General features: G+C 68.0%; 23 protein-coding genes. 11 read left to right on the plus strand and 12 right to left on the minus strand.

The window, feature by feature from the left end:
* The first annotated feature begins 47 nt into the window (after nt 1-47).
* A complete protein-coding gene (locus AB0E69_RS10940; protein WP_360142645.1) occupies nt 48-2,867 on the plus strand; it encodes a glycoside hydrolase family 3 C-terminal domain-containing protein in 2,820 nt (939 codons plus the stop codon).
* On the opposite strand, the gene yicI is transcribed toward AB0E69_RS10940, so the two are convergent.
* Nucleotides 2,816-5,065 (minus strand): alpha-xylosidase, encoded by a 2,250-nt coding sequence (yicI, locus tag AB0E69_RS10945; RefSeq protein WP_360142647.1) that lies wholly within the window; start codon nt 5,063-5,065, stop codon nt 2,816-2,818. The genes AB0E69_RS10940 and yicI overlap by 52 nt on opposite strands.
* A gap of 287 nt (nt 5,066-5,352) precedes the next feature.
* Here yicI and AB0E69_RS10950 point away from each other — a divergent pair, with 287 nt between their 5' ends.
* The 4 genes from AB0E69_RS10950 to AB0E69_RS10965 all read left to right on the plus strand — a co-directional run bounded on the left by AB0E69_RS10950 (nt 5,353) and on the right by AB0E69_RS10965 (nt 8,531).
* Nucleotides 5,353-6,180: an SAM-dependent methyltransferase gene (locus AB0E69_RS10950; RefSeq protein ID WP_360142649.1), complete on the plus strand. Its 828-nt coding sequence runs from the start codon at nt 5,353-5,355 to the stop codon at nt 6,178-6,180.
* A 153-nt stretch (nt 6,181-6,333) separates the two neighbouring features.
* Nucleotides 6,334-7,251 carry a helix-turn-helix transcriptional regulator gene (locus AB0E69_RS10955; protein WP_360142651.1) on the plus strand — a complete coding sequence of 306 codons (918 nt, stop codon included), beginning with the start codon at nt 6,334-6,336 and terminating at the stop codon, nt 7,249-7,251.
* 13 nt (nt 7,252-7,264) lie between these two features.
* Nucleotides 7,265-8,152 carry an alpha/beta hydrolase gene (locus AB0E69_RS10960; RefSeq protein ID WP_360142652.1) on the plus strand — a complete coding sequence of 296 codons (888 nt, stop codon included), beginning with the start codon at nt 7,265-7,267 and terminating at the stop codon, nt 8,150-8,152.
* A 28-nt stretch (nt 8,153-8,180) separates the two neighbouring features.
* Nucleotides 8,181-8,531 carry a PRC-barrel domain-containing protein gene (locus tag AB0E69_RS10965; protein WP_360142654.1) on the plus strand — a complete coding sequence of 117 codons (351 nt, stop codon included), beginning with the start codon at nt 8,181-8,183 and terminating at the stop codon, nt 8,529-8,531.
* Nucleotides 8,532-8,570: 39 nt separating this feature from the next.
* Here the strand turns inward: AB0E69_RS10965 and AB0E69_RS10970 are convergent, their stop codons facing one another.
* Genes AB0E69_RS10970 through AB0E69_RS10990 form a run of 5 tightly spaced genes read right to left on the minus strand, consistent with a single transcriptional unit; the run spans nt 8,571 to nt 13,483 of the window.
* Nucleotides 8,571-9,944, minus strand: a complete 1,374-nt coding sequence (locus tag AB0E69_RS10970) for a hypothetical protein (RefSeq protein WP_360142656.1) — start codon at nt 9,942-9,944, stop codon at nt 8,571-8,573.
* Between the two features lie 30 nt (nt 9,945-9,974).
* Entirely contained in the window at nt 9,975-11,177 is a 1,203-nt protein-coding gene (locus AB0E69_RS10975) for an ABC transporter permease (RefSeq protein WP_360142658.1), read from the minus strand.
* Between the two features lies 1 nt (nt 11,178).
* Nucleotides 11,179-11,829 carry an ABC transporter ATP-binding protein gene (locus AB0E69_RS10980; protein ID WP_360143024.1) on the minus strand — a complete coding sequence of 217 codons (651 nt, stop codon included), beginning with the start codon at nt 11,827-11,829 and terminating at the stop codon, nt 11,179-11,181.
* 5 nt (nt 11,830-11,834) lie between these two features.
* Nucleotides 11,835-12,923 (minus strand): peptidoglycan-binding protein, encoded by a 1,089-nt coding sequence (locus tag AB0E69_RS10985; RefSeq protein ID WP_360142660.1) that lies wholly within the window; start codon nt 12,921-12,923, stop codon nt 11,835-11,837.
* Complete coding sequence (locus tag AB0E69_RS10990; protein ID WP_360142662.1) at nt 12,920-13,483, minus strand: hypothetical protein; 564 nt, start codon at nt 13,481-13,483, stop codon at nt 12,920-12,922. The genes AB0E69_RS10985 and AB0E69_RS10990 overlap by 4 nt, the downstream gene beginning before the upstream one ends.
* 132 nt (nt 13,484-13,615) lie before the next feature.
* Between AB0E69_RS10990 and AB0E69_RS10995 the strand changes: the two genes are divergently transcribed.
* The 6 genes from AB0E69_RS10995 (at nt 13,616) to AB0E69_RS11020 (ending at nt 19,798) form a co-directional block, all read left to right on the plus strand.
* Entirely contained in the window at nt 13,616-14,272 is a 657-nt protein-coding gene (locus AB0E69_RS10995) for a response regulator transcription factor (protein ID WP_360142664.1), read from the plus strand.
* Nucleotides 14,269-15,465 (plus strand): HAMP domain-containing sensor histidine kinase, encoded by a 1,197-nt coding sequence (locus AB0E69_RS11000; protein WP_360142666.1) that lies wholly within the window; start codon nt 14,269-14,271, stop codon nt 15,463-15,465. Before AB0E69_RS10995 ends, AB0E69_RS11000 begins: the two co-directional genes overlap by 4 nt.
* Before the next feature lie 257 nt (nt 15,466-15,722).
* Nucleotides 15,723-16,175, plus strand: coding sequence for a hypothetical protein (locus AB0E69_RS11005; protein ID WP_360142668.1), 453 nt, complete (start codon nt 15,723-15,725; stop codon nt 16,173-16,175).
* A gap of 98 nt (nt 16,176-16,273) precedes the next feature.
* Nucleotides 16,274-17,845 (plus strand): alpha/beta fold hydrolase, encoded by a 1,572-nt coding sequence (locus tag AB0E69_RS11010; protein ID WP_360142670.1) that lies wholly within the window; start codon nt 16,274-16,276, stop codon nt 17,843-17,845.
* 64 nt (nt 17,846-17,909) lie between these two features.
* Complete coding sequence (locus tag AB0E69_RS11015) at nt 17,910-18,575, plus strand: hypothetical protein (RefSeq protein WP_360142672.1); 666 nt, start codon at nt 17,910-17,912, stop codon at nt 18,573-18,575.
* Nucleotides 18,572-19,798 (plus strand): MFS transporter, encoded by a 1,227-nt coding sequence (locus tag AB0E69_RS11020; RefSeq protein WP_360142674.1) that lies wholly within the window; start codon nt 18,572-18,574, stop codon nt 19,796-19,798. Before AB0E69_RS11015 ends, AB0E69_RS11020 begins: the two co-directional genes overlap by 4 nt.
* Here AB0E69_RS11020 and AB0E69_RS11025 read toward each other — a convergent pair.
* From AB0E69_RS11025 to AB0E69_RS11050, 6 genes are all read right to left on the minus strand, one after another.
* Nucleotides 19,783-20,358: a dihydrofolate reductase family protein gene (locus AB0E69_RS11025; protein ID WP_360142676.1), complete on the minus strand. Its 576-nt coding sequence runs from the start codon at nt 20,356-20,358 to the stop codon at nt 19,783-19,785. The genes AB0E69_RS11020 and AB0E69_RS11025 overlap by 16 nt on opposite strands.
* Before the next feature lie 83 nt (nt 20,359-20,441).
* Nucleotides 20,442-22,310 carry a CheR family methyltransferase gene (locus tag AB0E69_RS11030; RefSeq protein WP_360142678.1) on the minus strand — a complete coding sequence of 623 codons (1,869 nt, stop codon included), beginning with the start codon at nt 22,308-22,310 and terminating at the stop codon, nt 20,442-20,444.
* A gap of 5 nt (nt 22,311-22,315) precedes the next feature.
* Entirely contained in the window at nt 22,316-23,110 is a 795-nt protein-coding gene (locus tag AB0E69_RS11035; RefSeq protein ID WP_360142680.1) for an ATP-binding protein, read from the minus strand.
* Complete coding sequence (locus AB0E69_RS11040; protein ID WP_360142682.1) at nt 23,107-24,117, minus strand: chemotaxis protein CheB; 1,011 nt, start codon at nt 24,115-24,117, stop codon at nt 23,107-23,109. Before AB0E69_RS11040 ends, AB0E69_RS11035 begins: the two co-directional genes overlap by 4 nt.
* A 65-nt stretch (nt 24,118-24,182) precedes the next feature.
* Nucleotides 24,183-24,584, minus strand: coding sequence for an STAS domain-containing protein (locus AB0E69_RS11045; RefSeq protein WP_360142684.1), 402 nt, complete (start codon nt 24,582-24,584; stop codon nt 24,183-24,185).
* 101 nt (nt 24,585-24,685) lie between these two features.
* Nucleotides 24,686-25,741 carry a LacI family DNA-binding transcriptional regulator gene (locus AB0E69_RS11050; RefSeq protein WP_360142686.1) on the minus strand — a complete coding sequence of 352 codons (1,056 nt, stop codon included), beginning with the start codon at nt 25,739-25,741 and terminating at the stop codon, nt 24,686-24,688.
* Between the last annotated feature and the right edge of the window lie 107 nt (nt 25,742-25,848).

Below are 25,848 nucleotides of genomic sequence, written 5' to 3' on the forward strand. Positions count from 1 at the left end.
CCACCGGTTCGAAGGGCCCGAGACCGCCGCACGGGAGCCGATCGCCGATGACCCCTTCCGCCCAGCCTGTCCCGTTCCGAGACCCGTCCCGGTCCGTCCGCGACCGGGTCGACGACCTGCTCGCGCGCCTCCGGCCGGAGGAGAAGGTCGCGTTACTGCACCAGCACCAAGCGCCGGTGGAGCGTCTCGGGCTGGCCGCGTTCCGGACCGGCACCGAGGCCTTGCACGGCGTCGCCTGGCTGGGTCCCGCTACGGTGTTCCCCCAGGCCGTCGGGCTGGCCACGAGCTGGAACCCGGACCTGGTCCGCGCGGTCGGCAGTGCGGTCGGCGACGAGGTACGGATCTTCCACCACAAGGACCCGGCCGGTGTCGGCCTCAACGTCTGGGCGCCGGTGGTCAACCCGCTGCGCGACCCGCGCTGGGGCCGCAACGAGGAGGGGTACGCCGAGGATCCCTGGCTGACCGGGGTCATCGCGACCGCGTACGGCGGTGGGCTGGCCGGCGACGACCCGCGGTACCTGAAGACGGCGCCGACCCTCAAGCACTTCCTTGCCTACAACAACGAAACGGACCGCTGCACAACCTCGAGCAACCTGCCGCCGCGGGTCCTGCACGACTACGAACTGCCCGCCTTCCGCGCCCCGATCGAGGCGGGCGCAGCGGTCGCGGTGATGCCGTCGTACAACCTGGTGAACGGACGGCCCGCCCATCTCAGCCCGCTGATCAACGAGGCGCTTCGCACCTGGACCACGGACGACGTGCTCGTGGTCAGCGACGCGTACGCGCCGGGCAACCTCTTCGGGCTGCAGCGGTACCACCCGGACGCCGCGACCGCGTACGCCGCCGCGCTCCGCGCCGGGGTCGACAGCTTCACCCAGGACGACTCCGACTCCGGCCCGACCATCGAGCGGATCCAGCACGCTCTCGAACGTGGGCTGCTCACGGACGACGACATCGACGCCGCCGCTCGCCGGGTGCTCGCCGTCCGGCTGCGGCTGGGTGAGTTCGATCCGCCGGAGCTCGACCCGTACCGCAGGCTCGAACCGGAACTGGTGAATTGCCCCGCCCATCAGCAGCTCGCCCAAGAGGCGGCCCGCCAGGCGATCGTGCTGCTCGAGCACGACGGCCGGGTGCTCCCGCTGGACCCCGCGACGACCCATCGGGTCGCGGTCATCGGCCCGCTGGCCGGCACGCTCTCCGCGGACTGGTACGCCGGAACACTCCCCTATCAGGTGACCGCGGTGGACGGCATCGCCGAGCGGCTGGGCGCCGATCGTGTGGAGTACTGCGAGGGAGTCGACCGGATGGCGCTGCGGGTCGCGGAAACTTCGACGTACCTGACCGTGGGCGCGGACGCCGTGCTCCGCGCGGAGCCACTACCGGCGGAAGGGGACGAGTTCGACCTGTTCGACTGGGGTGGTGACGCGTGGGCGCTGCGCTCGGTGCGCAACGGGCAGCACCTGACGGTCACCGATGACGGCGAGTTGGTGGCCGACCAGCCCGGGCCGAACGGATGGGAGGTCAAGCAAACGTTCCGGCTGGTGCCGTCCGGCGGCCAGCTCCTGATCCTTCACCTGCACAGCGGCCAATATCTCGCGGTCGACGGCTCGGGCAACGTCACTCTGACCCGCGACGGTACGCCGTTCGAGCTCGAGACCCGGATCGACGGCGCAGCCCGGGCCGCCGAGGCGGCAGCGCGCGCCGACGTCGCGATCGTGGTGCTCGGCAACCATCCGCTGGTGAACGGGCGCGAGACCGAGGACCGGGCGAGCCTCGACCTGCCCGCCGCCCAGGATCGGTTGATCCGGCAGGTGCGGGCGGCCAACGCCAGTACCGTCCTGGTGCTGAGCAGCAGCTACCCGTTCGCGATCCGCTGGGCTCAGCGGGAGCTCCCGGCAGTCTTGTGGTCGGCCCACGGTGGCCAGGAGTACGGCCGGGCGCTGGCCGACGTACTCTTCGGCGACAGCGATCCGTGCGGACGGCTGACGCAGACCTGGTACCACTCCGCGGCCGACCTGCCGGACCTGCTCGACTACGACATCGTCGCCACCGACGCGACGTACCTCTACTTCCGTGGCACCCCGCTGTACCCGTTCGGCCACGGCCTCAGCTACACCACCTTCAAGTACGGCGACCTGCGGCTCAGCACGCCCTCGATCGCCGCCGACGGCGAGGTTCAGGTGTCGTTCACGGTGACCAACACCGGCGATCGGCCCGGCTGCGAGGTCGCCCAGCTGTACACGCACCAACTGCGCTCGCGGGTCAAACAACCGCTGAGGCAGCTGCGCGGGTTCGAGCGGATCTCGCTGCTGCCGGGCGAGAGCAAGGTCGTCGAACTGACCATCGCCGGCCACGACCTGGGCAGTTGGGACGTGACCCGCGACCGGCACTGCGTGGAGACCGCCGCCCACAGGATCATGGTTGGTCGGTCGTGCACCGACCTTCGAATGATCGCAACGCTCGACGTCGTCGGGGAGGACATCCCGCCCCGCACGCTCGATCACCTGATCGCCACGAGCTTCGACGAGTACTGCGGAACCACGCTGACGACCGCGACGCCGGAGTACGGCGAGGCGGTCATCGCGGTCGAACCGGGCGCCTGGCTGGCGTTTCACGACGTGCTGCTCGATGCGCATGGCAACTATCTGCTGTGGGCCGCGAACCGGGGTACTGCGACCGCCGAGATCGAGCTCCGGCTGGACGACCCGCTGCACGGGCGCGTCCTGGGCAGCGTGCAGGTGCCGCCCGGTTCGGCGCCTGCTCCCCTCCCGGTGGAGATCGAGGACCTCGGGCAGTCGGCCGAGGTCCACAGCGTCTACGCGATGTTCTCCGCCGCCGGCGTCGTACTGACCAGCTTGACGGTGTAACGCTCGCAGGTTCCCTCGACCACGCGCGACTGGACCTCTCCGTCGCGGACGCTCAACTCGATCACCGCGGCCACTCCCCCGTCCTGAGCGGGCAATCTGACGGTCGCCGACGCGTCAGCGGCCGGGGCGAACCAGCGCAGCTCCACGTCGTCGGCCCAGTCGTACTCCGGCCGGTCGTCCACTGCGCCGACCGCGATCACCGCACCCTCGCGCACGAAGAGCGGCAGGCTGTCGAAGCCGTACTCCGCCTCGACCCAGCGTGGTCCAGCCAGTTGCTCGCCGCTGAGCAGGTGCGTCCACGTCCCCGCGGGCAGGTAGAACGACACCTTGCCGTCGAAGCTCATCACCGGCGCCACGAGGAGGTCCGGCCCGAGCATGTACTGGCGGTCCAGGTAGGCCACCGCGGGGTCGCCAGGGAACTCGAGAACCATCGGCCGCATCATCGGGATGCCCTCGCGGTGCGCCTCGCCGGCAGCGGTCATCAGGTACGGCATCAGCGAGAGCTTCAACTTGGTGAACCTCCGCAGTACGCCGACCGCCTCGTCGTCGAACGCCCACGGGACCCGGTACGACGACGAACCGTGTAGCCGGGAGTGCGACGAGAGCAGCCCGAACTGCACCCAGCGCTTGAAGATCGCCGCGTCCGGCGTGCCCTCGAACCCGCCGATGTCGTGGCTCCAGTAGCCGAACCCCGACGCCGCCAGCGAGAGCCCGCCGCGCAACGACTCGGCCATCGCCTCGAACGTGGACTCGCAGTCGCCACCCCAGTGCACGGGGAACTGCTGACCGCCCGCCGTCGCCGACCGCGCGAACAGCACCGCCTCACCCGTGCCACGGTTCTCTTCCAGGAGACCGAAGACGGCAGCGTTGTAGAGCTGCGGGTAGTAGTTGTGCATCCGCTCCGGATCGGAACCGTCGTACCAGGCGACGTCGGTCGGGATCCGTTCGCCGAAGTCGGTCTTGAAGCAGTCGACGCCCAGGTCGATCAGCTCCTGCAGCTTCGCGCGGTACCACGCGGTCGCCGCCGGGTTGGTGAAGTCGACGATCGCCATCCCGGCCTGCCACAGGTCCCACTGCCAGACCGACCCATCCGAACGTTTGAGCAGGTAGCCGAGCCGGCGTCCTTCCTCGAACAGGACCGACCGCTGCGCGACGTACGGGTTGATCCACAGGCTGACCCGGAGGCCGCGCTCCTTCAGCCGCCGCACCATGCCGGCCGGATCCGGGAACGCGGCCGGGTCCCACTGGAAGTCGCACCAGTGGAACTGCCGCATCCAGAAACAGTCGAAGTGGAACACGCTCAACGGCAGGTCGCGCTCGGCCATCCCGGCGACGAACTCGCTGGTCGTCTCCTCGGTGTAGTCAGTGGTGAACGACGTCGACAGCCACAACCCCATCGACCAGGCGGGCACGCGCGCCGGCCTGCCGATGAGGGCCGTGTAGCGGCTCAGCACGTCCTTGGGCGTCGGGCCGGCGAGGACGTAGTACTGCAGTTCCTGACCCGCGACGCTGAACTGGTTGCGCGACGTCACTTCCGACCCGACCTCGAACGACACGTGGGCCGGGCTGTCGACGAAGACGCCGTACCCCTTGCTGCTCAGGAAGAACGGCACACTCTTGTACGCCTGCTCGCTGGAGGTGCCGCCGTCGGCGTTCCAGATGTCGACGACCTGCCCGTTCTTCACCAACGGCCCGAACCGCTCGCCCAGGCCGTAGATCGTCTCGCCGACCCCGAGCGCGAGCTGCTCGTGCAGGTAGTGCTTGCCGTCGGCATCGGTGATCAGACCGACGCTGCGCTCACCCGAGTTCGTCAGCGGCTGCCCGTCCTGCTCGAAGCGCACGTCCCACGGACCGTCCAGGCCGACCACGACGCTGAGCTCACCCGACGTCAGCCGGGCCTCGGTCGCACCCGCCTCGACCTTGACCGGGTGGTCGTCGTCGACAACCAGCTCGTACGCCGGGTGCGCCGGCAGGCCACCGAGGTGATGGGCGATCCGGACCCCGATCACGCCCCGGGCCGGCGACGAGAACGTCACCGTGAACATCGGCTGGTTGAGCGAGTCGCCCCGGCGCTCCACCCGGCGGGCCGGCGCGAACACGGTCAGCTCGCGCTCCCCCACCAGCACGCTCTCGATCTCGGCGGGCCGCAACCGCGACCTCCCCGCCCGCAACTGCCAGTACCCGTCGGTGAACTTCATCGGGCGGCCACTCTCCTCAGTCGAAGCGCTTCGACAACGCTAGATCCCGCCGTCACACCCGTCAAGCCGAACCCACCCGCGGCGGAAATGCCAAACCGGTCTGCACAACTCAATGCCGCTGATTCCGTGGGAAGAACGTGAATCCGAAAAGCCTTATCTACTTGACGAATCAGTCGATTCAGCGAACTGTCGGTCTGATGCCCGCGACTTACTGAACCGGTGTGTCCACAAGTCCGCACCTGCCCTACTATGACCTCAAGAACTCCCCGACCAAGAAGGCTTTGCCGATGGCGACTTCAGACGCTCCGGATGCCACTCCGAGCTTCGACACTTCCCAACCGACCATCGCCCGCGTCTATGACGCTCTGCTCGGTGGCAAGGACAATTTCGCCGCCGACCGGGAAGGCGCCGCACTGTATTTGAAGTACGTGCCGGACGCCGGCCGCTGCGCGATCGAGAACCGCGAGGCCTTGGTGAAGGGCGTTCACTACCTCGCCCGCACCGCCGGGATCGACCAGTTCCTCGACATCGGCAGCGGTCTGCCGACGCAGAAGAACACCCACGAGGCGGCGCAGGAGATCAACCCGGACGCCAAGGTGGTGTACGTCGACATCGACCCGATCGTGCTCGCACACGGTCAGGCCCTGCTCGCCACCAACGACAGCACCATCGTCGTCACCGCGGACCTCCGGAACCCGCAGGCGATCCTCGACAACGAGGAGATCAAGCAGCACCTCGACTTCAGCCGCCCGATCGCGCTGATGATTGTCGGCATCCACATGCACTTCCACGACGACGAGAAGCCGGACGAGTGGGTGCGCACGCTGATGGACGCCCTCGTCCCCGGCAGCTACCTGTTCATCACCGACTTCGTCGACACCGGTGAGCCGCTGCAGAAGAACATGGAGCGGGCCGGTTTGGAGAGCCTCGGCAACGGCTGGATCCGGACCCCGGAGCGGATCGAGCAGCACTTCCTCGGACTGCCGCTGATTCCTCCGGGCCTGGACTTCCTCGCCCGCTGGTTCCCGGAGGACCCCGACGCCGACATCCCGGACGTCGCGGACCTGAAGCCGTGGCAGCGGATCCTGATGGCGGGTATCGCCAAGAAGGCCTGACCATGGTGCCGCGCCGTGCGCGCGCGTGTCCGAACGCAGGATGCGCGCGCGGACGGTGCGGTAAGATTTCGCACGCTGGGTGTCTATCGCGTGATGACGGCGCATGCCGATGAGGCCGCCGCTGATTGAGACGCTGGGGCCTGGGAGGTGGGTGTGACGGAGTCGGGCGCGCAGAGCGGACCGACCGCGCTTCGCATCATCCTCGGGGCGCATCTACGCCGGATGCGGGAGGCCGCAGGTTACAGCCGGTCGGACGCAGGCTGGGAGATCCGCTCGTCGGAGTCCAAGGTCAGCCGGATGGAGCTCGGCCGCGTCGGGTTCAAGGAACGCGACGTCAGCGACCTGCTGCATTTGTACGGCCTCGACGACGGCGAGGAACGCGAGCGTTTGCTCGCGCTGGCTCGCGAGGCGAACAACCCGGGCTGGTGGCACCGGTACGGCGACGTGCTGCCGAGCTGGTTCCACTCGTACCTCGATCTCGAGGCCGCTGCCTCGATGATCCGTACCTACGAGCTGCAGTTCGTCCCGGGTCTGCTGCAGACCGAGGACTACATCCGCGCCGTCGTCCAGCTCGGTCGCGGACTGATTCCCGCCGACGAGGTCGACCGGAGGGTCGCGCTCCGGGTCGGCCGGCAGACCATCCTGAGAAAGCAGAACCCGGTACGACTCTGGGCCGTGGTCGACGAGGCCGCGCTGCGGCGGCCGATCGGTGGAGCGAAGGCGATGGTGCTGCAGCTCGAGCACCTGATCGACATGACCCAGCTGCCGAATGTCACGCTGCAGGTGATGCCGTTCAAGACCGGCGGCCACTCGGGGACCGGCGGCGCGTACTCCATCCTCCGGTTCGCGGAGCAGGACCTGCCGGACATCGTGTACATCGAGCACCTGACCAGCGCGCTCTACCTGGACAAGCTCGAGGACCTCGACCAGTACACCGAAACAATGGAAGCCCTCTGTGTCGCGGCGCCCTCGCCGAACAAGACCCGCGACTTCCTGTTCAACATCCTCAAAACCACAGGCGCCGCGAGCCGGTCGTTCGCGACGCCCTCGTCTTTGAGCGCGACAAGCTGATGAGGCTCGTGGTGTGAACGAATTGCTCGTTGCCTCGACGCCTTCACTGGAGATCGCGTACGACGCCGCCGGACCGTTGGACGGTCCAACGGCTGTGTTCCTTCACGGTTTCCCGTACGACGTGCGGTGCTACGACGAAGTCGCCGGAATTCTCGCCCGGGCGGGGATGCGCGTGCTGACGCCGTACCTGCGGGGATTCGGCAGGACGCGCTATCGCGACCCGGACGTCATGCGCTCGGGTCAGCAAGCGGCGCTCGGCCAGGATCTCCTCGACCTGCTCGATGCACTCGAGATCGAGCGCGCCGTGGTCGGCGGGTTCGACTGGGGCGGCCGAGCTGCCTGCATCGCGGCGGCGGTAGCACCCGAGCGGGTCGCGGGGCTGGTGACGGTCGGCGGGTACAACATCCAGAACATCGCCCGTTCCGGAGAGCCTCACCCTCCGGAGGCCGAGAGTGCCGCGTGGTACACCCACTACTTCCTGACCGACCGTGGACGCGCCGGGCTCGAGCGCTACACCGACGAGCTGTGCGGACTGCTGTGGCGGCAGTGGTCGCCGACGTGGGCAGACTGCGACGCCGCGTTCGCGGCCAGCGCGCCGAGCTTGCACAACCCCGACTTCGTCGCCACCGTCATCCACTCCTACCGGCACCGCCGCAACGCCGTACCGGGTGACCCGCGCTACGACAACCTCGAGATGATCCTGGCGACGAGGCCGGCCATCACCGTCCCGACCATCTCCCTCGACGCCCTCGCCGACGGCCTCGGCGCCGACGACTCGCGCGGCGACGCCCCGCTGTTCACCGGCAGCTTCGACCGACGCGAACTGCCGGGGATCGGCCACAATCCCCCGCAAGAAGATCCGCCGACCTTCGCCCAAGCGGTCCTGGACGTCGCCGGTTGAGCCTGCGCTGTTCGGGTACCGGCTGATCATGTTTGCGGCGGAGAATCTGAGCAACTGGATCGGTCAGAAGGTCATCTCCGACTCGGGCGACAAGATCGGCGACCTCGAGGCGGTGTACGTCGACACCGCAACCGACGAACCGGCGTTCGTCACCGTCAAGATCGGCATGCTCAACCACCGACTGGCCTTCGTCCCGGTCGCCGGCGCCACGGTCACGCCCCAGACCGTCCGCGTCCGCTACCCCAAGAAGCTTGTCCAGGACGCCCCGTCCATCGACACCGACGGCGAACTGGCCGCGGCCGACGAGGCCGCAATCTTCGCCCACTACCACCTCCCCTACACCGCCACCACCAACGAACGCCGCCTCGGCAGACGCTGACCCCTGACCCCGGCTCAGCTCCGCTCGGCTCGGCTCGGCTCAGGAGTAGAACCTGACCTCCGGATACCTGGGCGAAGGTCCGCGGAAGATCTGCGTCGACCGGTCGCGCAACCAGAGATCGAAGAACGCCCGGACATAGTGGCGGATCGCTGCCACCGCACGTCCAGCATCGAGGCCAACGCCGACCTGAGGAGCAGCCGGTATCACCTTCGCGGCCGCAAGGTCCGTGAGCAACGGCAACAGATCGGTGTAGGTGAAGTGCGTCGAGCCGACGATCGACAAGAACCGCTTCCAGCCGGTGAGGCCGCGCCAGAAGCCCGTCACCATGTCGCCGAAGTAGTCCGGGCCGAAACCACCGGAGGCCAGGTGCAGGAACGGACGGTCGCCGAGTCGGCGGGCGATCTCAGCGAGCGCCTTTCCGACCTCGTCCGGACCGGTCGTGAGGGGATCGAAGTCGGGCCAGTAGCTGCCGTCGAGATTGAGGCCGGCGATGACGCGCTCGTCGTTGGCCATCGTCTGCGCGGTGGTGGCTCCACCGAGGGAGTGACCGAACATGCCGATCCTGCTCAGGTCGAGACTCTCTGCCAGACCCTGGGGAAGGTGCTGCCTCCGTCCAGATGCCCGGCCGCCGGCGTTGAGTTCGCCGAGGGTACTGATGACGAACCTCGCGTCGTCGCGGCGGATCTGCATGGCGCGATGGCCGAGTACGTCGAAGTCGTGCCGGCCCAACTCGACCCGGCCACCGGGGAACTCGACCTCCGCCGCGTCGTAGGTGTGGCCGAGGGTGACGACGGCATAGCCATGGCTCGCGAGGTCCTCGGCGAGGTACGTTCCGTACTCGCGGTCGAGCTTGTACCCCGGTGAGAACAGTACGACCGGAAGCCTGCGTACGCTCCGAGCGACCGGGGCGAACCGTCGGGCATGAGTGTTCGGGAACTGCACGCGGTCGAGTGAGATCGGTGCCGAGTCTGCGGCGGTGGCGGTGGCGGTGGCGGTCGCGGTGGCGGTCGGCGGCCGGCTTGGCGAACCGTCGGGACCCGTCGGCTCGTTGAGGAATGCGGTCAGTTCCGGCCGCAGGTACGACAGGGCCCGTGGCGTCATCCAAGGGGCCACGGGCTCGGGGTTTGTCGCCTGGGCCGGATACCACAAGGTCACCATGAGCTCCCGTGGGCGTGAGCCGGCCAGCCACGGGTCTTGGCGCCCGGTATCGACGAGCCGCAGCGAGGCCGCGCCGACGTCGTACTGGCCCGTCGGTCTCGGCAAGGTCAACCAGATTCGCCGGGACGCACTGGCTCGGGCGCTGCCGGCGGTGACGGTCGGCAGCGCGAGGCCGAGGGCGATCGCCGCTGAGCTGCCCAGGAAGTGACGTCGGCTCGTCCTGGTCGCGGCCGACCGGGGTTGTGTCGTTGCCATGTCTTCTCTCCATTTCAACTGATGAGGTGTTCAGGGAGTTGCGAGGGCTTCGGTCGGCGACAGCCGGGCGGCGCGGACGGCTGGGTAGAGACCAGCGATCATCCCGATGAGCAACGTGGCACCGAGAGCACCGGCCGTTGCCCAGGCCGGGACGACTGCCGGCCAGGCCTGCGTCGACGCGTAGAGGGTGGTCACGACGATGCCGATCAGCACGCCGCCGACTCCGCCGATCGTCGACAGGAGAACGGCTTCGGCGAGGAACTGAACGCGAATCTGTCCGCGCGTCGCGCCGAGGGAGCGGCGCAGCCCGATCTCAGGACGACGTTCGAGAACGGAGATGACCATCGTGTTGGCGACGCCGACGCCGCCCACGAGCAAGGCCACCGCCCCCAGACCGAGCAGCAGGCCGGTGAATGCCTTGGCGGTCGCCTGCCTGGCCGCCCAGGCATCGGACGGCCGGGAGACCTTGACCTCATTGGGTCGTTGCGGGTTGGCGGTAGCCGGGAGTACAGCGCGAACGGCTGCGACGGCAGCGTCCTCGGACCGGGTGTAGATCGTGGTCGGATGTCCGTCGAACCCGAGATAGGTGTGGGCGGCCGGCCAGCCGATCAGCGCTGCGGAATCGACTTCCGGCGCGAGCGGCGTCGCCGTCAGGATGCCGATAACGGTGAACCAGCGCCGGCCGATGAAGACCTGGATCCCGGTGCCGACAGTATCGATGCCGAGCCGCCGGGCTGCGGCAGCCCCGAGCACGACGGTGGGGTAGTTTGCGGTCGCCGCGTTGAGCCAGGTGCCGCGCGCGATCGACGCACCGATGGTTCGCGGCAGCTCGAGGCCGGCTGCTTGCACGGACAGTCCTCCGGTCTCGACCTCGGGAATCCGGTCGCTGCGATAGACGTTGGTGCCCGCGAGCTCGCCGGTCGCCGCGGCGTCGAGGATCGGACCGATTCTGGAGATCATCCGCACCGATTCGAGCGGAAGTTTCGCGCTCTTCCCGTCGATGGACGTACCGGCCTGGACCGTCAGCAGGTTCGTCCCGAGCTCGGCAAGCTGACGGTCGACCTCCGCACGGCTCGACGACGAGATGCCGACCACCGACGTCATCGCGGCGATGCCGATCGCGATGCCGAGCGCCGACAGGAAGACCCGCAGCGGACGAGTGCGCAGACCCGCGCTGCCGACGCGGATCACGTCCGACGGATGCAGCTTGGCAGGGGCTGGAGTGACGGCCATCTCAGATCACCGATCCGTCCCGCAGGGCAACCTGCCGCGGCAGACCGGCGGCGATCGCTCGGTCGTGGGTGATGACCAGAACGGTCGTCCCCGCCGCATTCAACTCGTGCAGCAACGCCATCACCCGCGCACCTGAGGAGGTGTCGAGGTTTCCGGTCGGTTCGTCGGCGAGCAGAATCGCCGGCCCGCCGACGATCGCCCGGGCGATCGCGACCCGCTGCCGTTCACCACCGGACAACTCGTGCGGCAGATGGTCGACTCTTCCCGCCAGGCCGACGCGCTCGAGCGTTTCCTCGGCGAGGCGTTTGCGTCGTTTTGCCGGCGCACCGGCGTACAGCAACCCGTCCGCGACGTTGTCGCGCGCCGTTTGACCCGGGGCGAGATGGAACTGCTGGAAGACGAACCCGATCCGCCGTGCGCGCAGCGCCGACAGGGCGCGGTCCGGCAAGGTCGCGACCGCGTGTCCGTCGATGACGACCGACCCTGAGGACGGACGGTCGAGCGTACCGATCAGGTGCAGCATGGTCGACTTCCCGGATCCGGACGGCCCGACGATCGCCGTCATCTCGCCGTACCCGATGCTGAGGGAGACGTCGCGGAGGGCCGTCACGCCTCCTGAGTACGACTTGGTGACCCGATCGAGCGTGACCACGGCGCTCACGACGGCACCCCGACCGTCATACCTGCGGCCAGCCCTTGCCCGGTCACCTCGACCCGCCCGTCGGCGAACATCCCGGTGCGCACCGCAACGATCCGGCTGGTCGATCCGCTGATGACCTCGACACCGTAGCCACCTTCGGCCAGTGCGAGCAGAGCAGCGACAGGAACTGTCAGCACACCCACCCGAGCGGACGCGGCGAACTCGACGTCGGCCGTCGCCGCCTCGAGGCCGACCGCTGCCTTGTTGCCGAGCGCAACTGTCACCCGGAGCTTGGTCGTCGAGTCGTCCGATCCGCTGTTGTCCCCACCTTGACCGGTGACGACAACCGTCGCGGCCCCGACGACCTTCCCCGGTATCTCTTTACCGTCGGGCAGGACGACTCGTACGGCCGCACCAACGCGCACGAGACGACGGTCGGAGAGCTCCAGATCTGCCGTGACGACCCGAGCGGTGCCCGTGTACGTCAGCAGCGCCCCGCCTTGCGCGTTGTCACCGACGGAAACCTTGACAGTGTCGACCCGGATCGGACCTGGGGCGTAGATGGCGCGACCGAGCTCCACCGTGCCCGTCTTGTCCAGGCCCAGGTCGTGCTGCCACTGCTTGACAGCCTTGGCCGTCGCGGCCGAGAACTTGGTGTCGACGGTGAACCCGTCGTACCCCAGCGCCGCGAGATTCTGCTCGAACTGCAGGACGTCGGCGCCTTTCATACCGACGGACAGGGCCCGATAGGCAGGCAGGCTGCCATACAGCAAGATGATCGGCTTGTCGTCCGCGCGATACACGACCTGGCCACGGTGCAGGACCGACCCGGCGGCAGGCAGTCCCGTGACTGTTCCACCGAGCTTGCCGAGAACGTTCTTTGCTTCGCCGTACCCCAACTGGCCGGCCACCTTCTGGGTGTCGACAAGCGTCCCTTTGGTCACCTTTGCGGTCGCCGTGGGCGTCGCGACGGCCGCATGGTCGTCACCCCGGGAGTCGGCCAGGCCGAGTCCTCGCGCGGCGACCGCGGCGGATCCGAGTGCCGCGACCAGAACACCCGCCGTGGCCGCCTTGCGGGCGCGGCGCCGACGTACGGTCGTTCTCATCCGTGACTCTCCACCGAGGACCCGGGTGGGAGGTCCTTCTGGCACTTCTGCTGAGCCGACTTGAACGCGGTGGAGTTCGGATCGACTCCCTCGATCTTGATCCCACCGTCGGGGCCGGGGTCCGGATAGTTCGGCACCCCGTTCTGCCGCATGCACTTCGCCAGCGCACGGTTCTTCTCGATCTGCTGGGGATCGATCTTTCCGGCCGTCCCACCGCCCGGGAGCAGGTCCTTGCACTTTGCCATGGCGGCGTCGGCCTGAGCCTGACTGACGCCGTCCGGGAGATCGATGGCGACACCGCCATCTCCCGGCTTCGGGTCCTTGAAGCCCGGAATTCCGTTCGCGCGCATGCATTGCGCGAACTTCACGGCGCGATCCTGGTCGGACAGGGTACCGCTCGGACTCGGCGTCGCCGTCGCGGTGCCGGTCGCGGTCCCGGTCGAGCCTGCCGCCGAGGCGACACCGGTGTCGTGGCCGGCGTCGCTGCGCCCGCAACCTGTGCCACCCAGGGCGACCGCCAGACAGAACAGCGACGCCAGTCCAACTCTCACGTTGCCCATCACAACCTCCCGAAAACCGGTCGTTCGCCGGCCTCGAAAGCAGTACAGCGGTCAGGTCGTCACGTGGTGGTAACCGTCGAGTTGACGTCGAGTTGACACGGAGTTGACGGGGCAAGGGTCCAGCATGGAGCCATGAGGATCCTGGTGGTCGAGGACGAGCCGTTACTGGCGGCTGCTGTCGCGGAGTGGCTCCGCAGCGACGCTCACGCCGTCGACGTCGCCCACGACGGTGCTGCCGCTCTCGAGCGGGTCGGATTCACGGAGTACGACGTGGTGGTCCTCGATCGGGACCTCCCGGTGATCCATGGTGATCGGGTGTGCCGCGAGATCGTCACCGGCCATCCCGAGATCCGGGTGCTGATGCTGACGGCGGCCACGGAAGTCGACGACCGAGTCGCAGGACTTGCACTCGGCGCGGACGACTATTTGCCGAAGCCCTTTGCCTTCGTCGAGCTTTCCGCGCGCATCCAAGCACTCGTCCGGCGTGGACGCTCGGTCGCACCGCCGTCGTTGCACCGTGCCGGCATCCGAATGGACCTGCATCGCCGCGAGGTGCATCGCGACGGTCGCTATGTCCCATTGTCCCGCAAGGAGTTCGCGGTCCTGGCCGAACTGCTGCGCGCCGACGGCGCGGCCGTCTCGGCCGAGCAGCTCCTGGAGAAGGCCTGGGACGAGAACGCGGACCCGTTCACTCAGGTCGTGCGCATGACGATTCTGAAGCTCCGGCGCAAACTCGGCGACCCACCGATCGTGGAAACCGATCCCGGAGTGGGGTATCGGATCAGATGAAGGTTCAGAAGCTGCCCCGGTTCACCATCCGCGGACGATTCACCCTGGCATACGGCGGCCTCGTACTGCTCGCCGGAATCGTGTTCCTCGCCTTGACCTACCTGCTCGTCTCCCAGCGGCTGCACGCCGATCAGCCAATGGTCGACACGGTCAGATCTGCTACTCCCGCGCCGTCCGGGGCGGCACCACAACCGACGGTTGGTGCACCTTCGAGCCCTTCGGGGAGTCAGCTCGATGTCCGTGGCGTGACCGACAATGCCCTCGACAGCCTCCTCGGATTCGGAGCGCTGGTGCTGGCGGTCGTCGTCGCGGCCGCGACCGCCATCGCCTGGCTGATCGCGGGCCAGATGCTGCAGCCGCTCCAACGAGTCACGGAGACCGCCCGCCGAATCGCCGGCGCTCCCCCGGCGGACCCGGGACTGCACGAACGGCTGGCGTTCGAGGGTCCGAACGACGAACTCAAGGAGCTGGCGGACACCTTCGACCTGATGCTCGGGCGCCTGGACCAGGCGTTCGACAGCCAGCGTCGTTTCATCGCCAACGCCTCTCACGAGCTGCGCAGTCCGCTCGCCGTCAATCGAGCGCTTCTGGAGATCGCGGTCCATCGCCAGTCCGCCTCGGCCGACCTGCGTGAGCTCAGCGAGACACTCCTCGAGGTCAACGGCCGGCATGAGCGATTGATCGATGGATTGCTCGTTCTTGCTCGTTCGAAGGTCGAGCTGACCGCGGAGTCGTACGTCGACCTCGCCGACATCGCCGAACACGTCACGGAGCAGCACGTCGGGGCATCGGTCACCTTGATCGACGAACTCGAGGAGGCTCCAACGACCGGCAGCGCCGTGCTGCTCGAACGCCTGGTCCACAATCTCGTCGACAACGCCATCCGCTACAACGTCCCGGACGGATGGGTGCGGGTCACCACCGGCAAGCGATCGAACGATCGCGCGATGATCGTTGTCTCCAACACCGGACCGACCGTCCGCCGCTACGAGATCCCCACGATCTTCGAACCGTTCAGCCGACTGGACCATGATCGACCGAACAAACCGACGGGCGTCGGCCTCGGCCTGTCGATCGTCGAGGCAATCGCCCACGCCCACGGCGGCACAGTAGAAGCAGAACCCCGACCCGACGGCGGCTTGACAGTGCAGGTGACCTTCCCCGCCCACTCATCCACAACTCCCGACGACTGACTCCGCACCAACCGCACTGGAGCTTTGGCTTCAACCGGCGGCTGCGGGCCCGACTGTCGCCGCACGCGCGGGATGAAGATCAGGTGAAGCCGGGATTGGTCACCATGGGCGGGCCAGGGGACGTCCCCGTCCCGCGCCCATCGGGAGGTCAATCATGCCTGCAGTGTCTGAGCTCATCACCCGCGAACTGAAGTCACCGCCGACGCAACGAGCGGACCGGACCTGGTGAGCAACCGCACCGGCAAGCGAGATCGGTAATGCCGGGGCCGGGCGGATCGGATCGGATCAGCTCGCCCGGCCCGCGGCGCAGCAGCTACACGGAGGTTCTCGCGCTGGCCGAGTTCCGGGCGATGCTCTTGGTCGGTCTGGGCGAGGGCTGCGAGGTGTTCGTGCACAGCGTCGCCGACTATGCCGCTGGAACGTTGGTCTGGACCTGTGGTGAGATCGGGCTCGCGACAATGTTCGGCGCCACCTTCGCCGCACTTGCTCCGGCCGACCTGCGCGGCCGGTACCTCGGCCTGGCGGGCACAGCGTGCTGGGGCGTGGGAGCAGTCATCGGCCCGCTAGTCGGTAGCACAGTGTTCGATCGCGCCGGACCAACAGCACTCTGGAGCAGCGCCGCGGCGCTCGGAGCCCTGCTGGCGCTCATCCAACTCTGCCTCGCTACACCCCTTCGTCGCCGCCTGATCAGCCGATCCGGACTCGCCTGACCTGCCTCCCTTCATTGGTGTCACCCGCAGAGTGAAGGCGATCTGAAGCCGGGCCTGCATAGCCTGCCTTCCGCCGTCCAGGACAGGAGTGGGGTTCGATGACAAGACTTTTTGGTAGCCGCCGCCGAGCGGTCGGTCTGGTCACGGTTCCGGTCGTGCTCGCCAGTGGACTGCTCGTGGCGGGCGGGATGACACCGGTGGCCGCGGCTCCCCGGACAACCGCGACTTCGATCAGCTGGTCCACCTGTACCGACCCCGACCTCCAGAGCGCCGGTGCTGAGTGCGGAATGTTGCCGGTACCCCTCGACTACGCCGATCCGGGTGGTCCGAAGATCGAGATCGCGGTCTCACGAGTCAAGCACACGGTGCCCGACGCACAAGCCCAGGGCGTGATGCTCATCAACCCCGGCGGACCGGGTGGATCGGGCCTCGGGCTGTCGACGTGGGGCCAGCTGGTACCCAACGGCGCCGGAGGTTACTACGACTGGATCGGGTTCGATCCGCGCGGCGTCGGCTCATCCCGACCGGCCCTTTCGTGTGACCCGAACTACTTCGGCTTCAACCGGCCGACGTACATCCCGCTGCTGCCGTCCACAGTCGACCAATGGCTCGATCGCGCGAAGCAGTACGCCGCTGCCTGCAAGGCGAACGGTCCGCTGCTCTCGCACATGACCACGATCGAGAACGCCAAGGACCTGGACAGCATCCGCGCCGCACTCGGCGTCGCCCAGCTCAACTACTACGGATACTCGTACGGCACGTACCTCGGGCAGGTCTACAGCACCATGTTCCCGTCCCACGTCCGCCGCATGGTGCTCGACAGCAACGTCGACCCCCGCAACGTCTTCTACCAGGCCAACTTGAACCAGGACGTCGCCTTCAACACGATCATCAAGATCTGGTTCGGGTGGTTGGCCAAGTACGACGCCGTCTATCACCTGGGCAGGACCGAGAAGGCCGTCGAGACGCTGTTCTACCGAACCGAGGCGCGGCTGAGTCTGCACCCAGCCGACGGCAAGATCGGTGGTGACGAATGGGTCGACATCTTCCTCCCGACCGGCTACAAGCAGGCCTCCTGGACCCTCCTCGGTGACGCGTTCGCGCGCTTCGTGCACAACGGCGACGTCGCGAACCTCGAGAACCTGTACCTGATCATCGACGGTCTCGGCAACGACAACTCCTACGCCGTCTACAACGCCGTACAGTGCACGGACGCCCAGTGGCCGACCCAGTGGTCGACCTGGGCCCGGGACAACTGGGCGACCTTCGCCAAGGCACCGTTCGAGACCTGGGCAAACGCCTGGTACAACGCGCCGTGCCTCACCTGGCCGGCGCCCGCGCACAAGCCGTTGAAGATCGACGGGAGCAAGGTCGACAGTGCGCTGCTGATCGACCAGACCCTCGACGGCCCAACACCCTTCGAGGGCAGTCTCGAGGTACGGCGGCTCTACCCGCACTCGAGTCTGATCGCGCTGCCCGGTGGCACTGTGCACGGCAGTTCGTTGTCGGGGGACGCCTGCCTCGACAACCAGGTCGCCGCCTACCTTGCGGACGGAACCCTGCCACCCCGCAGATCCGGTGACGGCGCAGACACCACGTGCGCGCCGTTGCCATTCCCAGTTCCCGGGGCGGCAACGAACGCTCGAGGCGGCTTCGGCGCGGTTCGGTGAGCTGAAGCCGAGGTGAAGGCGGCCGGTGCTTCGATGATGCCACTCGGATTGTGAGGTGGTCCTGATGGCGAACACGATCGAGGTGGGCGTACGCAGCCGGCGCCTGCAAGTAAGTCTGCTGGCCGCGGCCGCCGCCTGGTTGGCGGCCGCGGTGGCCCTGAGCGCCGCCGGACGGTTGGACCAGCCGCATCGACCACCCCTGCTGTTCGCTCTCTTCATCGTGGCGCCGGTCACCGGTGCCCTGGTTGCGTACGCGATCAGCCGGCAGTTTCGAACGCTGGTGTTGCAGCTGCCGCTCGCGTGGGTCACCGCAGTTCACATCTGTCGCCTCGTCGGCGTCGTCTTCGTCATCGGCGTTGCGGCCGGAACCTATCCGGCCAACTTCGGACTCCCCGCCGGGATCGGTGACATGGTCTCGGCCCTCGTCGCCGTACCACTGACGATCGCTCTCCTGCGTGGTTCGCGATCGAGCGGTCTGCGTGCTCGTTATGTCGTCTGGAACGTCTTCGGCCTCGTCGACCTGGTGTCGGCCATCCTCCTCGGACTGCTGTACTCCGACAGCGCGGCCGGCGTACTGCGCGGGGAATCGTCGACCGCCGCTCTTGCCGATCTCCCGGTCAGCCTGATTCCGACCGTCTACGTCCCCGGGCTGATCATGCTGCACCTACTGGCATTCCGGCGAAACGCAGAGACAGCAGGCGGCCAAGCGCGCAACGCACCGTCCGCGTGAGTACTTCGCGGCCGGACGTCCACCACCCGCGCTTCCGGGACGCCGTACGCCGCCTGCCGGCTCAGGTATGGATCCTCAGTCTCGGCATCCTCGTGAATCGCGCCGGCGACTTCCTGCCGGTGTTCATCGTGCTCTACCTGACCGGGCGCGGCTTCTCCGCCGCTGCTGCCGGGGTCGTGCTCGGTGTCTCGGGTCTGGGCAACATCCTCGGCAACGCCGTCGGTGGTTATCTCGCCGACAGGATCGGCCGGAAATGGACCATCGTGCTGTCCAGCGTGCCAACCGCCGGCCTGACGGCAAGTGTGCCGATCGTCGGCCCGTTCCCGATCCTCGTCGCCGTCGTCGGTCTGATCGGCGTGGTGTCGCAGGTCTACCGTCCGGCCGCGTCGGCAGTGCTCCTCGACTCCGTCGTGACGGCCCAACAGCGGCTGGCCGCCTTCGCGGTGTTCCGGTTCGCGGTCAACGTCGGCTCTGCCTTGGGCGGTGTCGTCGGCGGTGTCCTGGCCTCGAACTCCTACCCGGAGCTCTTCCTGGCCAATGCGGGGGCATGCCTGCTGTTCGGGGTGATCGTGGCGGTACTGGTCCGGGATTCGCCACGCGGGCGCCTCGAGCGGGGCGACCCTGCCATGCCGACGGACCAGGCAGTGGGGTACCGCCGTGCGCTCGCGGACCGCGCCTTGGTGCGGTTCCTGCTGATGACCGTCGTCGGTGGGTTCGTCTACATCCAGTCCAGTGTCGGCCTGCCGCTGCACGTCAGCGACCTGGGACTGAGCGCACGCGACTTCGGTCTCCTCTTTGCCCTCAACGGTCTGGTCGTGCTCGTGTTCGAGCTGCCCGTCACCGGGGTGGTCTCGCGCTACCGGCCGGAGTACGTGCTTGCCATCGGCAACCTGCTGATCGGCGTCGGCCTCGCGCTGACCGGCTTCACGGCGGGCATGGTCCTGCTGTCCGGCACGGTACTGATGTGGACTCTCGGAGAGATGGTGGCCACCTCCGTCGCTGCCGCCTACCTCGGAGGTTTGGCTCCGCCGCAGCTCGTCGGCCGTTACCAAGGGCTGTACGGCGTCGCCTACACAATAGGCACGAGCGCCGGGCCGCTGATCGGCGGCGCCGCGTACGCGATCCGGCCGTGGGTGTTGTGGGTACTGATTGCCGCCGGCGGCATGCTGTCCGCACTGCTCTGCCTACCCCGCCGAGGGGCAGCTGTTCATGAGACTCCGTAGATCAGCCGCAGGAGTCCGCCGGTGAGTTGCTCGACCTTCAGCAACTCCAGGCCGTGGCGTTGCTCCGTCGTGGCAAAGAGGGCTCGTCCCTCGCCGGCCACCAGCGGGTAGACGATCAGCCGGATCTCGTCGACCAGCCCGGCGTCCACCAGACTCGCGGTGACGACCGGACCTCCCATCAGATAGATGTCCAAGCCCTCCTGCTGCTTCAGATCTCTGACGTCGTCGAGCCCGCGCAGGAAACGCGTCTCCGGCCACAGCGCCGAGGTCACCTTGCTGGACAACACATAGTGCGGCGTGTGCGCGGCGAAGCGCGCCCACTCGACCTCGCCTGAGGTGGGTACCGCGCGGGTCAGCGGATGGAGAGCGTTCGGCTGCTCCTGAATGTGTGTCCAGTACTGCTCATACCCCGGATACATGCCGCCACCGAGCAGACAAGCATCGATCTGTGGCGTCAGACCGTAGTCCTCGGACCAGGCGTCCACCCAGTCGGCAATGCCGTCCGGCCCCTCGATCTTGCCGTCGACAGACATCTTCATTCCGGCGATCAACTTCCGCATCTCAGCTCCTGACAATCGCATCCGCCGACTGGCCAGGCATTGGCCAGGGCTGCACGCTAGTCATCCCCGGCTTCAGATCGTCTTCACCTCGGCTGTGCGGTCGGGCCCGCCGGTACGGTTTCCATCATGAGGAGGGCGCCGTTGCCGTCGCCGTCGACGTTGCTCAGGGCGCTGCAGACCAGCCTGAGCGTGATGATTCGGCCGCGGCGGTTGATCGCCTCGAGCCGGAGCTCGCCGACGTACGTCTGATCGCTGAGAGCGTTCTGCGCGACCGACCGAACCTCTGCCATCGGCAAGCCGATGTCGAGGTCGAGCAGCTGCCGTCCCTGCGCCTCGGCGGCGCGCAAGCCCCACAGCTCCTCGGCACCGGCGTTCCAGGCGACGACCTGCATGGCGTGGTCGATGACGACGACGCCGGCGTTGATGCCGGTCAGGATGGACTGCAGGAAGTCGTTGACCTGGTTCAGCTCCGCGCTGCGCTCACCGAGGGCGTCGTTGATCACCTTGAGCTCGTCGTTGGTGGACTGGAGCTCTTCGTTGATCGTCTCGAGTTCTTCGTTGGTGGACTGGAGTTCTTCGTTGGTGGTCTCCAGCTCCTCGACGGTCGACTGGAGTTCTTCGTTCGTGGTTTCGAGTTCTTCGTTGGTGGACTGGAGCTCCTCGTTGGTCGTCTCCAGCTGGCGGTTCGTCCGTTCCAGCTCGCGCCGCAGGGTGCGCGCGGTCGTCACGTCGTCGAAGACGAACGACACGCCCAGGAGGTCCGCGCCGTCGAGCAGCGGGTTGACCTGCACTTCGAACCACTGAACGACGCCGTTGGGCCGCTGCCACTCGACGTCGGTGATCCTGACCGGCTCGTGCCGGCTCTTGACCTCAGCCAGATGGGTGCGCAGCTCGGCGGGCCGGTACGAGATCTCCAGGTCCCGCAGGGGACTCCCGAGGTCGTTGGGGTGCAGTCCGAAGGTCTCGCGCGCCTGGTCGTTGAACACCGCCAGGTCGTCGGTCGGCGTGACCACGAACTGCGCGACCGGGCTGCTGGAAAAGCCACGTGATCGCAGCTCACCCAGGATGTCGGCTGCCGGTAGGCCGCCGGTGGCGGTGGGACGGCCTGGCCGGGAAGCAGGCGGAGCTGCAGCCTGCGCCCGGCGGAAGATCCGGCGCTTGAGGTCGAGAGGCTCGAAGATGTCGCCGTGGCTCAGCAGCATCTCGGCCTTGCCCAGGAACAGTACGCCGTCGGGGACGACGGCGAAGTGGAACCGGCCGAGGATGCGGGCCTGCGCCTCGGCGTTGAAGTACATGAGCGTGTTCCGGCAGATCAGCAGGTCGATCCGGGAGATGGGGGCATCCTGGACCAGGTCGTTGCGGCCGAAGATGATGGTACGGCGCAGGTCGTGCCGGAAGGCGTACCTGCGGTCGCGGCGCTCGAAGTACCTGTCCCGGAAACCGTCCGGGACCCCGCGCATCTCGGTGTCGTCGAACGTGGCGTGCCGCGCCTGGGCAAGGGCCTCCTGGTCCACGTCGGTCGCGTAGATCTTGACCTGGGAGAGGAATCGCTCGGGGCCGAGCGCCTCGGCCAGCAGGATCGCGATGCTGTAGGCCTCCTGGCCGGACGAGCAGCCGGCGCTCCACACCCGGATCGGATCGCCCGGCCGCTTGTCCGCGACGAGCTTCGGGATCACGTCGGACCCGAGCACGTCCCACGCCTCGGGGTCGCGGAAGAAACCGGTGACGTTGATCAGGATGGTGTTGAAGAGCGCCGTGAACTCGTCGACATCGATCTGCAGCCGGTCGATGTACTCGCCGTACGAGCCGATCTCGAGCTGGTCCAGCCGATGCTGGATCCGGCGCAGCAGGCTGGTCCGCTTGTAGCCCCGGAAGTCGAAGCCGCGAGCCTCGCGGAGGTGGTCGAGCAGATCTTCGACATCACCGTTCGGACCGGTCCCGGATGCGTCCACGGAGCTCAACCTAGCGGTCCGATCCGGCCGACGGGATGCTGCACGCCGGTCGGTAGCCGCAGCACTGCCCAGACAACCTTGCCGCCGTCGCTGGTCGGGCCCCAGCCCCACGTCGTGCTGAGGGACTCGATGATGCGCAGACCGAAACCACCCGGCCTGACCTCATCGCCTCCGACCGATGGCGTCGGCCACCTCGGCTGCAACGGACTGCCGTCGCTGACGGCCACCGTGAGCAAGCCGCGGCGAAGCTCGAGCCGGAGCACAGAGTCGGTCCCCGCGTGCAGCACGACATTTGCCACCAGCTCGGACACCACGGCGGCGGCATCGTCGGCGAGCTCGATGCAGTTCCAGAGCTCGCAGGTCGCGACGACGACCCTTCGCGCAGTCAATGCGCTGTGTGGCGTCGCCGCGAGCCGGAGCCGGGTGATCCGCCGAGTCGGCGGCCGGTGAATCGACGCGACCGCTGCGGCCAGGTCTGGATAGACCGGCAGGAATCGGGCGATCGCCTTCGTGTGCAGGTCCAGCCGGGAGCCGTCACCCGGTCGCGCGACCAGGATCAGCGGTACGCCGGACCATTCCGCGGTCCGGCGGGCAACTACCGCGAACACAGTGAGCGTGTAGGCCTTGCGCAGCTCCATCAGGGTCAGGTCCGCAATGACCGCCGTGGGCTGGTCGGCGATGCACTTGAGCAGGGCGTCGCGCAGTCGTGGTGCCGTGGCGACGTCCAGGATGCCGGTCAGACCGACGATCGTCGCGCCGGATCGCGACGAGACGTCGATGTCCAGCTGCGGCCTGCTCATCGCTCGCTGGTTCTCGTGTCGCCGGCGGTTTCGTCGGTGCGATGGGTGTCTTGAGCGGTGAGCTGGTCACGCAGTACTCCGGCAGCGTGGCTGGTCTCCTCGGCAGTCTGCTCGTACGTGATGGCGAGGTGCTTGCTGCCGCGGTTGTGCGCGCTGATCGCCATCTGCGCGGCGAGTGTCGCCTTCTCCTCCAGCGAGCGCAGAGCGGTCCACAGCGCGGCCTGCATCCGGTCGTCGGCAGTGGCCAGCAACGCGTCCGCGGTCCAGGCGTGGCCGACCGGGCAGCGGAACCGGTCCTGGCCGGGCTCGAGGGCCAGCAGGGACCCCTGGCACTCCGGACAGGTCAGCTTGGCGTAGCGGCCGATCCGGTCCCGGTCGAACGCGGTCACCAACTGGTTGCGGGCCACGGCGTCCTCGTAGCGCAGCAGCAGTGGCGGGTCCGGCACGATGTCTGACGCGAGCGGTTTGCGTACCAACGTATCGAGCTGCGAACCCATCTCCCGGGCAGCCAGCACGTGGTCGGCACGGACGGTCCGCAACGCGCTCTCCGGCATCCCGGCGTACTGCGCGTCGGCTGGGTCCTGCACGATCGCCAGCCCTCCGCGGGACTTGATTGCCACCAAGCCCGCCGTCCCGTCGTCGAGTACGCCGGACAGCACCACTCCGATCACCCGCGGGCCGCGGGCGAGTGCCGCGGAGCGGAACAGTGCGTCGACCGCCGGTCGGTGGCCGTTCTCGGTCGGGCCGCGGGACAGTGCAGACCAGTCCCCCTCCACCAGCAGATGGCTGTCCGGCGGGGCGACGTACACGTGACCCAGCTCGATTCGGTTGCCGTGCGCGGCGGTCCCGACCGGCAACGCGCCGGCCCGATCCAGGATCTCGGCCAGTGCACTGGTGCCGCCGGCCGGAAGATGCAGGACGACAAGGACAGCGGCAGGCAGGTCGGGCGGCAGTCCCGACACGAGTTCACGCAGCGCTTCCACGCCGCCGGCCGACGCACCGACCACGACGAGATCCCGATGGTGCTGTCGCTCCGGGGCGGATCTGTGCTCGGTCTCAGCTGTCAGCGGAATCACCCGCTGGGTGGAATGCGGTCGGCCAGCGCCGCGGCGACTGTCGGGTAGCTGCGGAAATGCGCGTCGACGCCGGCAATCTCCATCGGCCGGAGCACCGACCGGCGTACCCCGACCAATCCGAGCTCGATCCCGTGTGCAGCGGCGTGAGCAGCCGCATCGATCAGTACCCGTAAACCCGACGAGCTACAGAACGTCACGCCGGACAGCTCAAGCAACACCATCCGCCCCGACGAACCGATGTTCTCGCGAACCGCCTCGAAGGCGGTCTCGTAACTGCCCAGATCGAGGTCCCCGCTGAGCCGCAGCACATAGACGTCCTGGCCGACTGCCTCCCGCTCGGCCTCGAACGGCGTAGCGGCGAACCAGCCAAGCGCTTGATGCGGGGGCGTCGCAGCCATGCGGCACCTCCCAGAGATATGCCGACTTCTCGTCACACTAGGCCCACCCCGGCGCTACCTCAAGGCCCCTCACCGGCCGGCACCACTGCGCCCTCGAGTCATTACGACGCCAGGGGGATCTCGCCGCTGCCGCGCGGTACCAAAGTGGGGGCGAGTACGACGTGGTTCGGTGGAGCGGTGTCCCCGGAGAGGCGGGCGAGGAGGATCCGGCCGACCTCGCCGCCGATGCGGCGGACGTCCTGCCGGATCACGGTGAGCGCGGGCTCGACCAGGTCGGCCATCGGGAAGTCGTCGAAACCGACCAGGCCGACCTGGCGCGACAGCCCGGCTGAGCGCAGCGCGCGGACGGCGCCGATGGTGAGGATGTTTCGTCCGGTCACGAACGCCGTCGGTGGATCGGCGCGGCTCAGCAAACCGGCGACCACCCGCGCCGCCTCGGCCTCGCTCCGGACGCTCGGCACGAGCAATGCCGGATCGAAGCTGACGTCCGCTTCCGCGAGCGCCGCCCGGTAGCCTGCGATCCGCTCCGCGGCGGTCTCGATCTCCTCGAGGTCGCTCAGCATGGCGATCCGGCGGTGCGACCCCGCAACCAGGTGAGCGGTCGCCATCCGGGCGCCGAGGACGTTGTCGATGGTGACCGAGTCGCAGTCCAGGCCGTGCGGTTTGCGGTCGACGAAGACGATCGGCAGGCCGGCTCGATGCTCGCTCAGCAGGTACTCATGGCGGCGCGACGCGGGCATCAGCACCAGACCGTCAGCCCGCCGCGTCACGAGATCCGCGACCACGCCGCGCTCCCGCTCCGGCTCCTCGTCCAGGCTCACGGCCAGCACCGACACCCCGGAATCCCGCAGCGCGTCCTCCAGCGCGCGGAGCAGGCCGGCAGAGAAGCTGTTGCCGATGTCCTGCAGCAATGCACCGACGATGCCCGACCGGGCGTCCTTCCGCCGCAGCGTGCTGGCGCCGAGGTTGTGCCGGTAGTCGAGCCGGTCCACGGCCTGCAGGACCCGCTCACGCACCTCGACGGAGGCTCCAGGCTCGCCGTTCACCACCCGGGACACCGTCTTCACGCTGACACCGGCCAACTGGGCGACGTCCTTCATCGTGGACCGGGCCGGCCGCTCCGGCCCTGAACTCGACTGCGTCAACGTTGTCGGCACGATCGCAGTATTTCTCATTGAACCCTTGACCACAAGCATTCTGAGTGGTCCTCTTCTTACGTCAACGTTGACGTAAACACATACTTTCACCGCCCCCCGGGGAGGAC

This window comes from Kribbella sp. NPDC026611 (assembly GCF_040638345.1).
GTDB lineage: Bacteria > Actinomycetota > Actinomycetes > Propionibacteriales > Kribbellaceae > Kribbella.

Coding starts and splice junctions, on each gene's coding strand:
- AB0E69_RS11035 (WP_360142680.1), bottom strand. CDS start 23,110: ATGAGCAGGCCGCAGCTGGACATCGACGTCTCGTCGCGATCCGGCGCG.
- AB0E69_RS11025 (WP_360142676.1), bottom strand. CDS start 20,358: ATGCGGAAGTTGATCGCCGGAATGAAGATGTCTGTCGACGGCAAGATC.
- AB0E69_RS10965 (WP_360142654.1), top strand. CDS start 8,181: ATGTTTGCGGCGGAGAATCTGAGCAACTGGATCGGTCAGAAGGTCATC.
- AB0E69_RS10985 (WP_360142660.1), bottom strand. CDS start 12,923: ATGAGAACGACCGTACGTCGGCGCCGCGCCCGCAAGGCGGCCACGGCG.
- AB0E69_RS10995 (WP_360142664.1), top strand. CDS start 13,616: ATGAGGATCCTGGTGGTCGAGGACGAGCCGTTACTGGCGGCTGCTGTC.
- AB0E69_RS11015 (WP_360142672.1), top strand. CDS start 17,910: ATGGCGAACACGATCGAGGTGGGCGTACGCAGCCGGCGCCTGCAAGTA.
- AB0E69_RS11005 (WP_360142668.1), top strand. CDS start 15,723: ATGCCGGGGCCGGGCGGATCGGATCGGATCAGCTCGCCCGGCCCGCGG.
- AB0E69_RS10950 (WP_360142649.1), top strand. CDS start 5,353: ATGGCGACTTCAGACGCTCCGGATGCCACTCCGAGCTTCGACACTTCC.
- AB0E69_RS11045 (WP_360142684.1), bottom strand. CDS start 24,584: ATGGCTGCGACGCCCCCGCATCAAGCGCTTGGCTGGTTCGCCGCTACG.
- AB0E69_RS10990 (WP_360142662.1), bottom strand. CDS start 13,483: ATGGGCAACGTGAGAGTTGGACTGGCGTCGCTGTTCTGTCTGGCGGTC.
- AB0E69_RS10970 (WP_360142656.1), bottom strand. CDS start 9,944: ATGGCAACGACACAACCCCGGTCGGCCGCGACCAGGACGAGCCGACGT.
- AB0E69_RS10940 (WP_360142645.1), top strand. CDS start 48: ATGACCCCTTCCGCCCAGCCTGTCCCGTTCCGAGACCCGTCCCGGTCC.
- AB0E69_RS11000 (WP_360142666.1), top strand. CDS start 14,269: ATGAAGGTTCAGAAGCTGCCCCGGTTCACCATCCGCGGACGATTCACC.
- AB0E69_RS10975 (WP_360142658.1), bottom strand. CDS start 11,177: ATGGCCGTCACTCCAGCCCCTGCCAAGCTGCATCCGTCGGACGTGATC.
- yicI (WP_360142647.1), bottom strand. CDS start 5,065: ATGAAGTTCACCGACGGGTACTGGCAGTTGCGGGCGGGGAGGTCGCGG.
- AB0E69_RS11010 (WP_360142670.1), top strand. CDS start 16,274: ATGACAAGACTTTTTGGTAGCCGCCGCCGAGCGGTCGGTCTGGTCACG.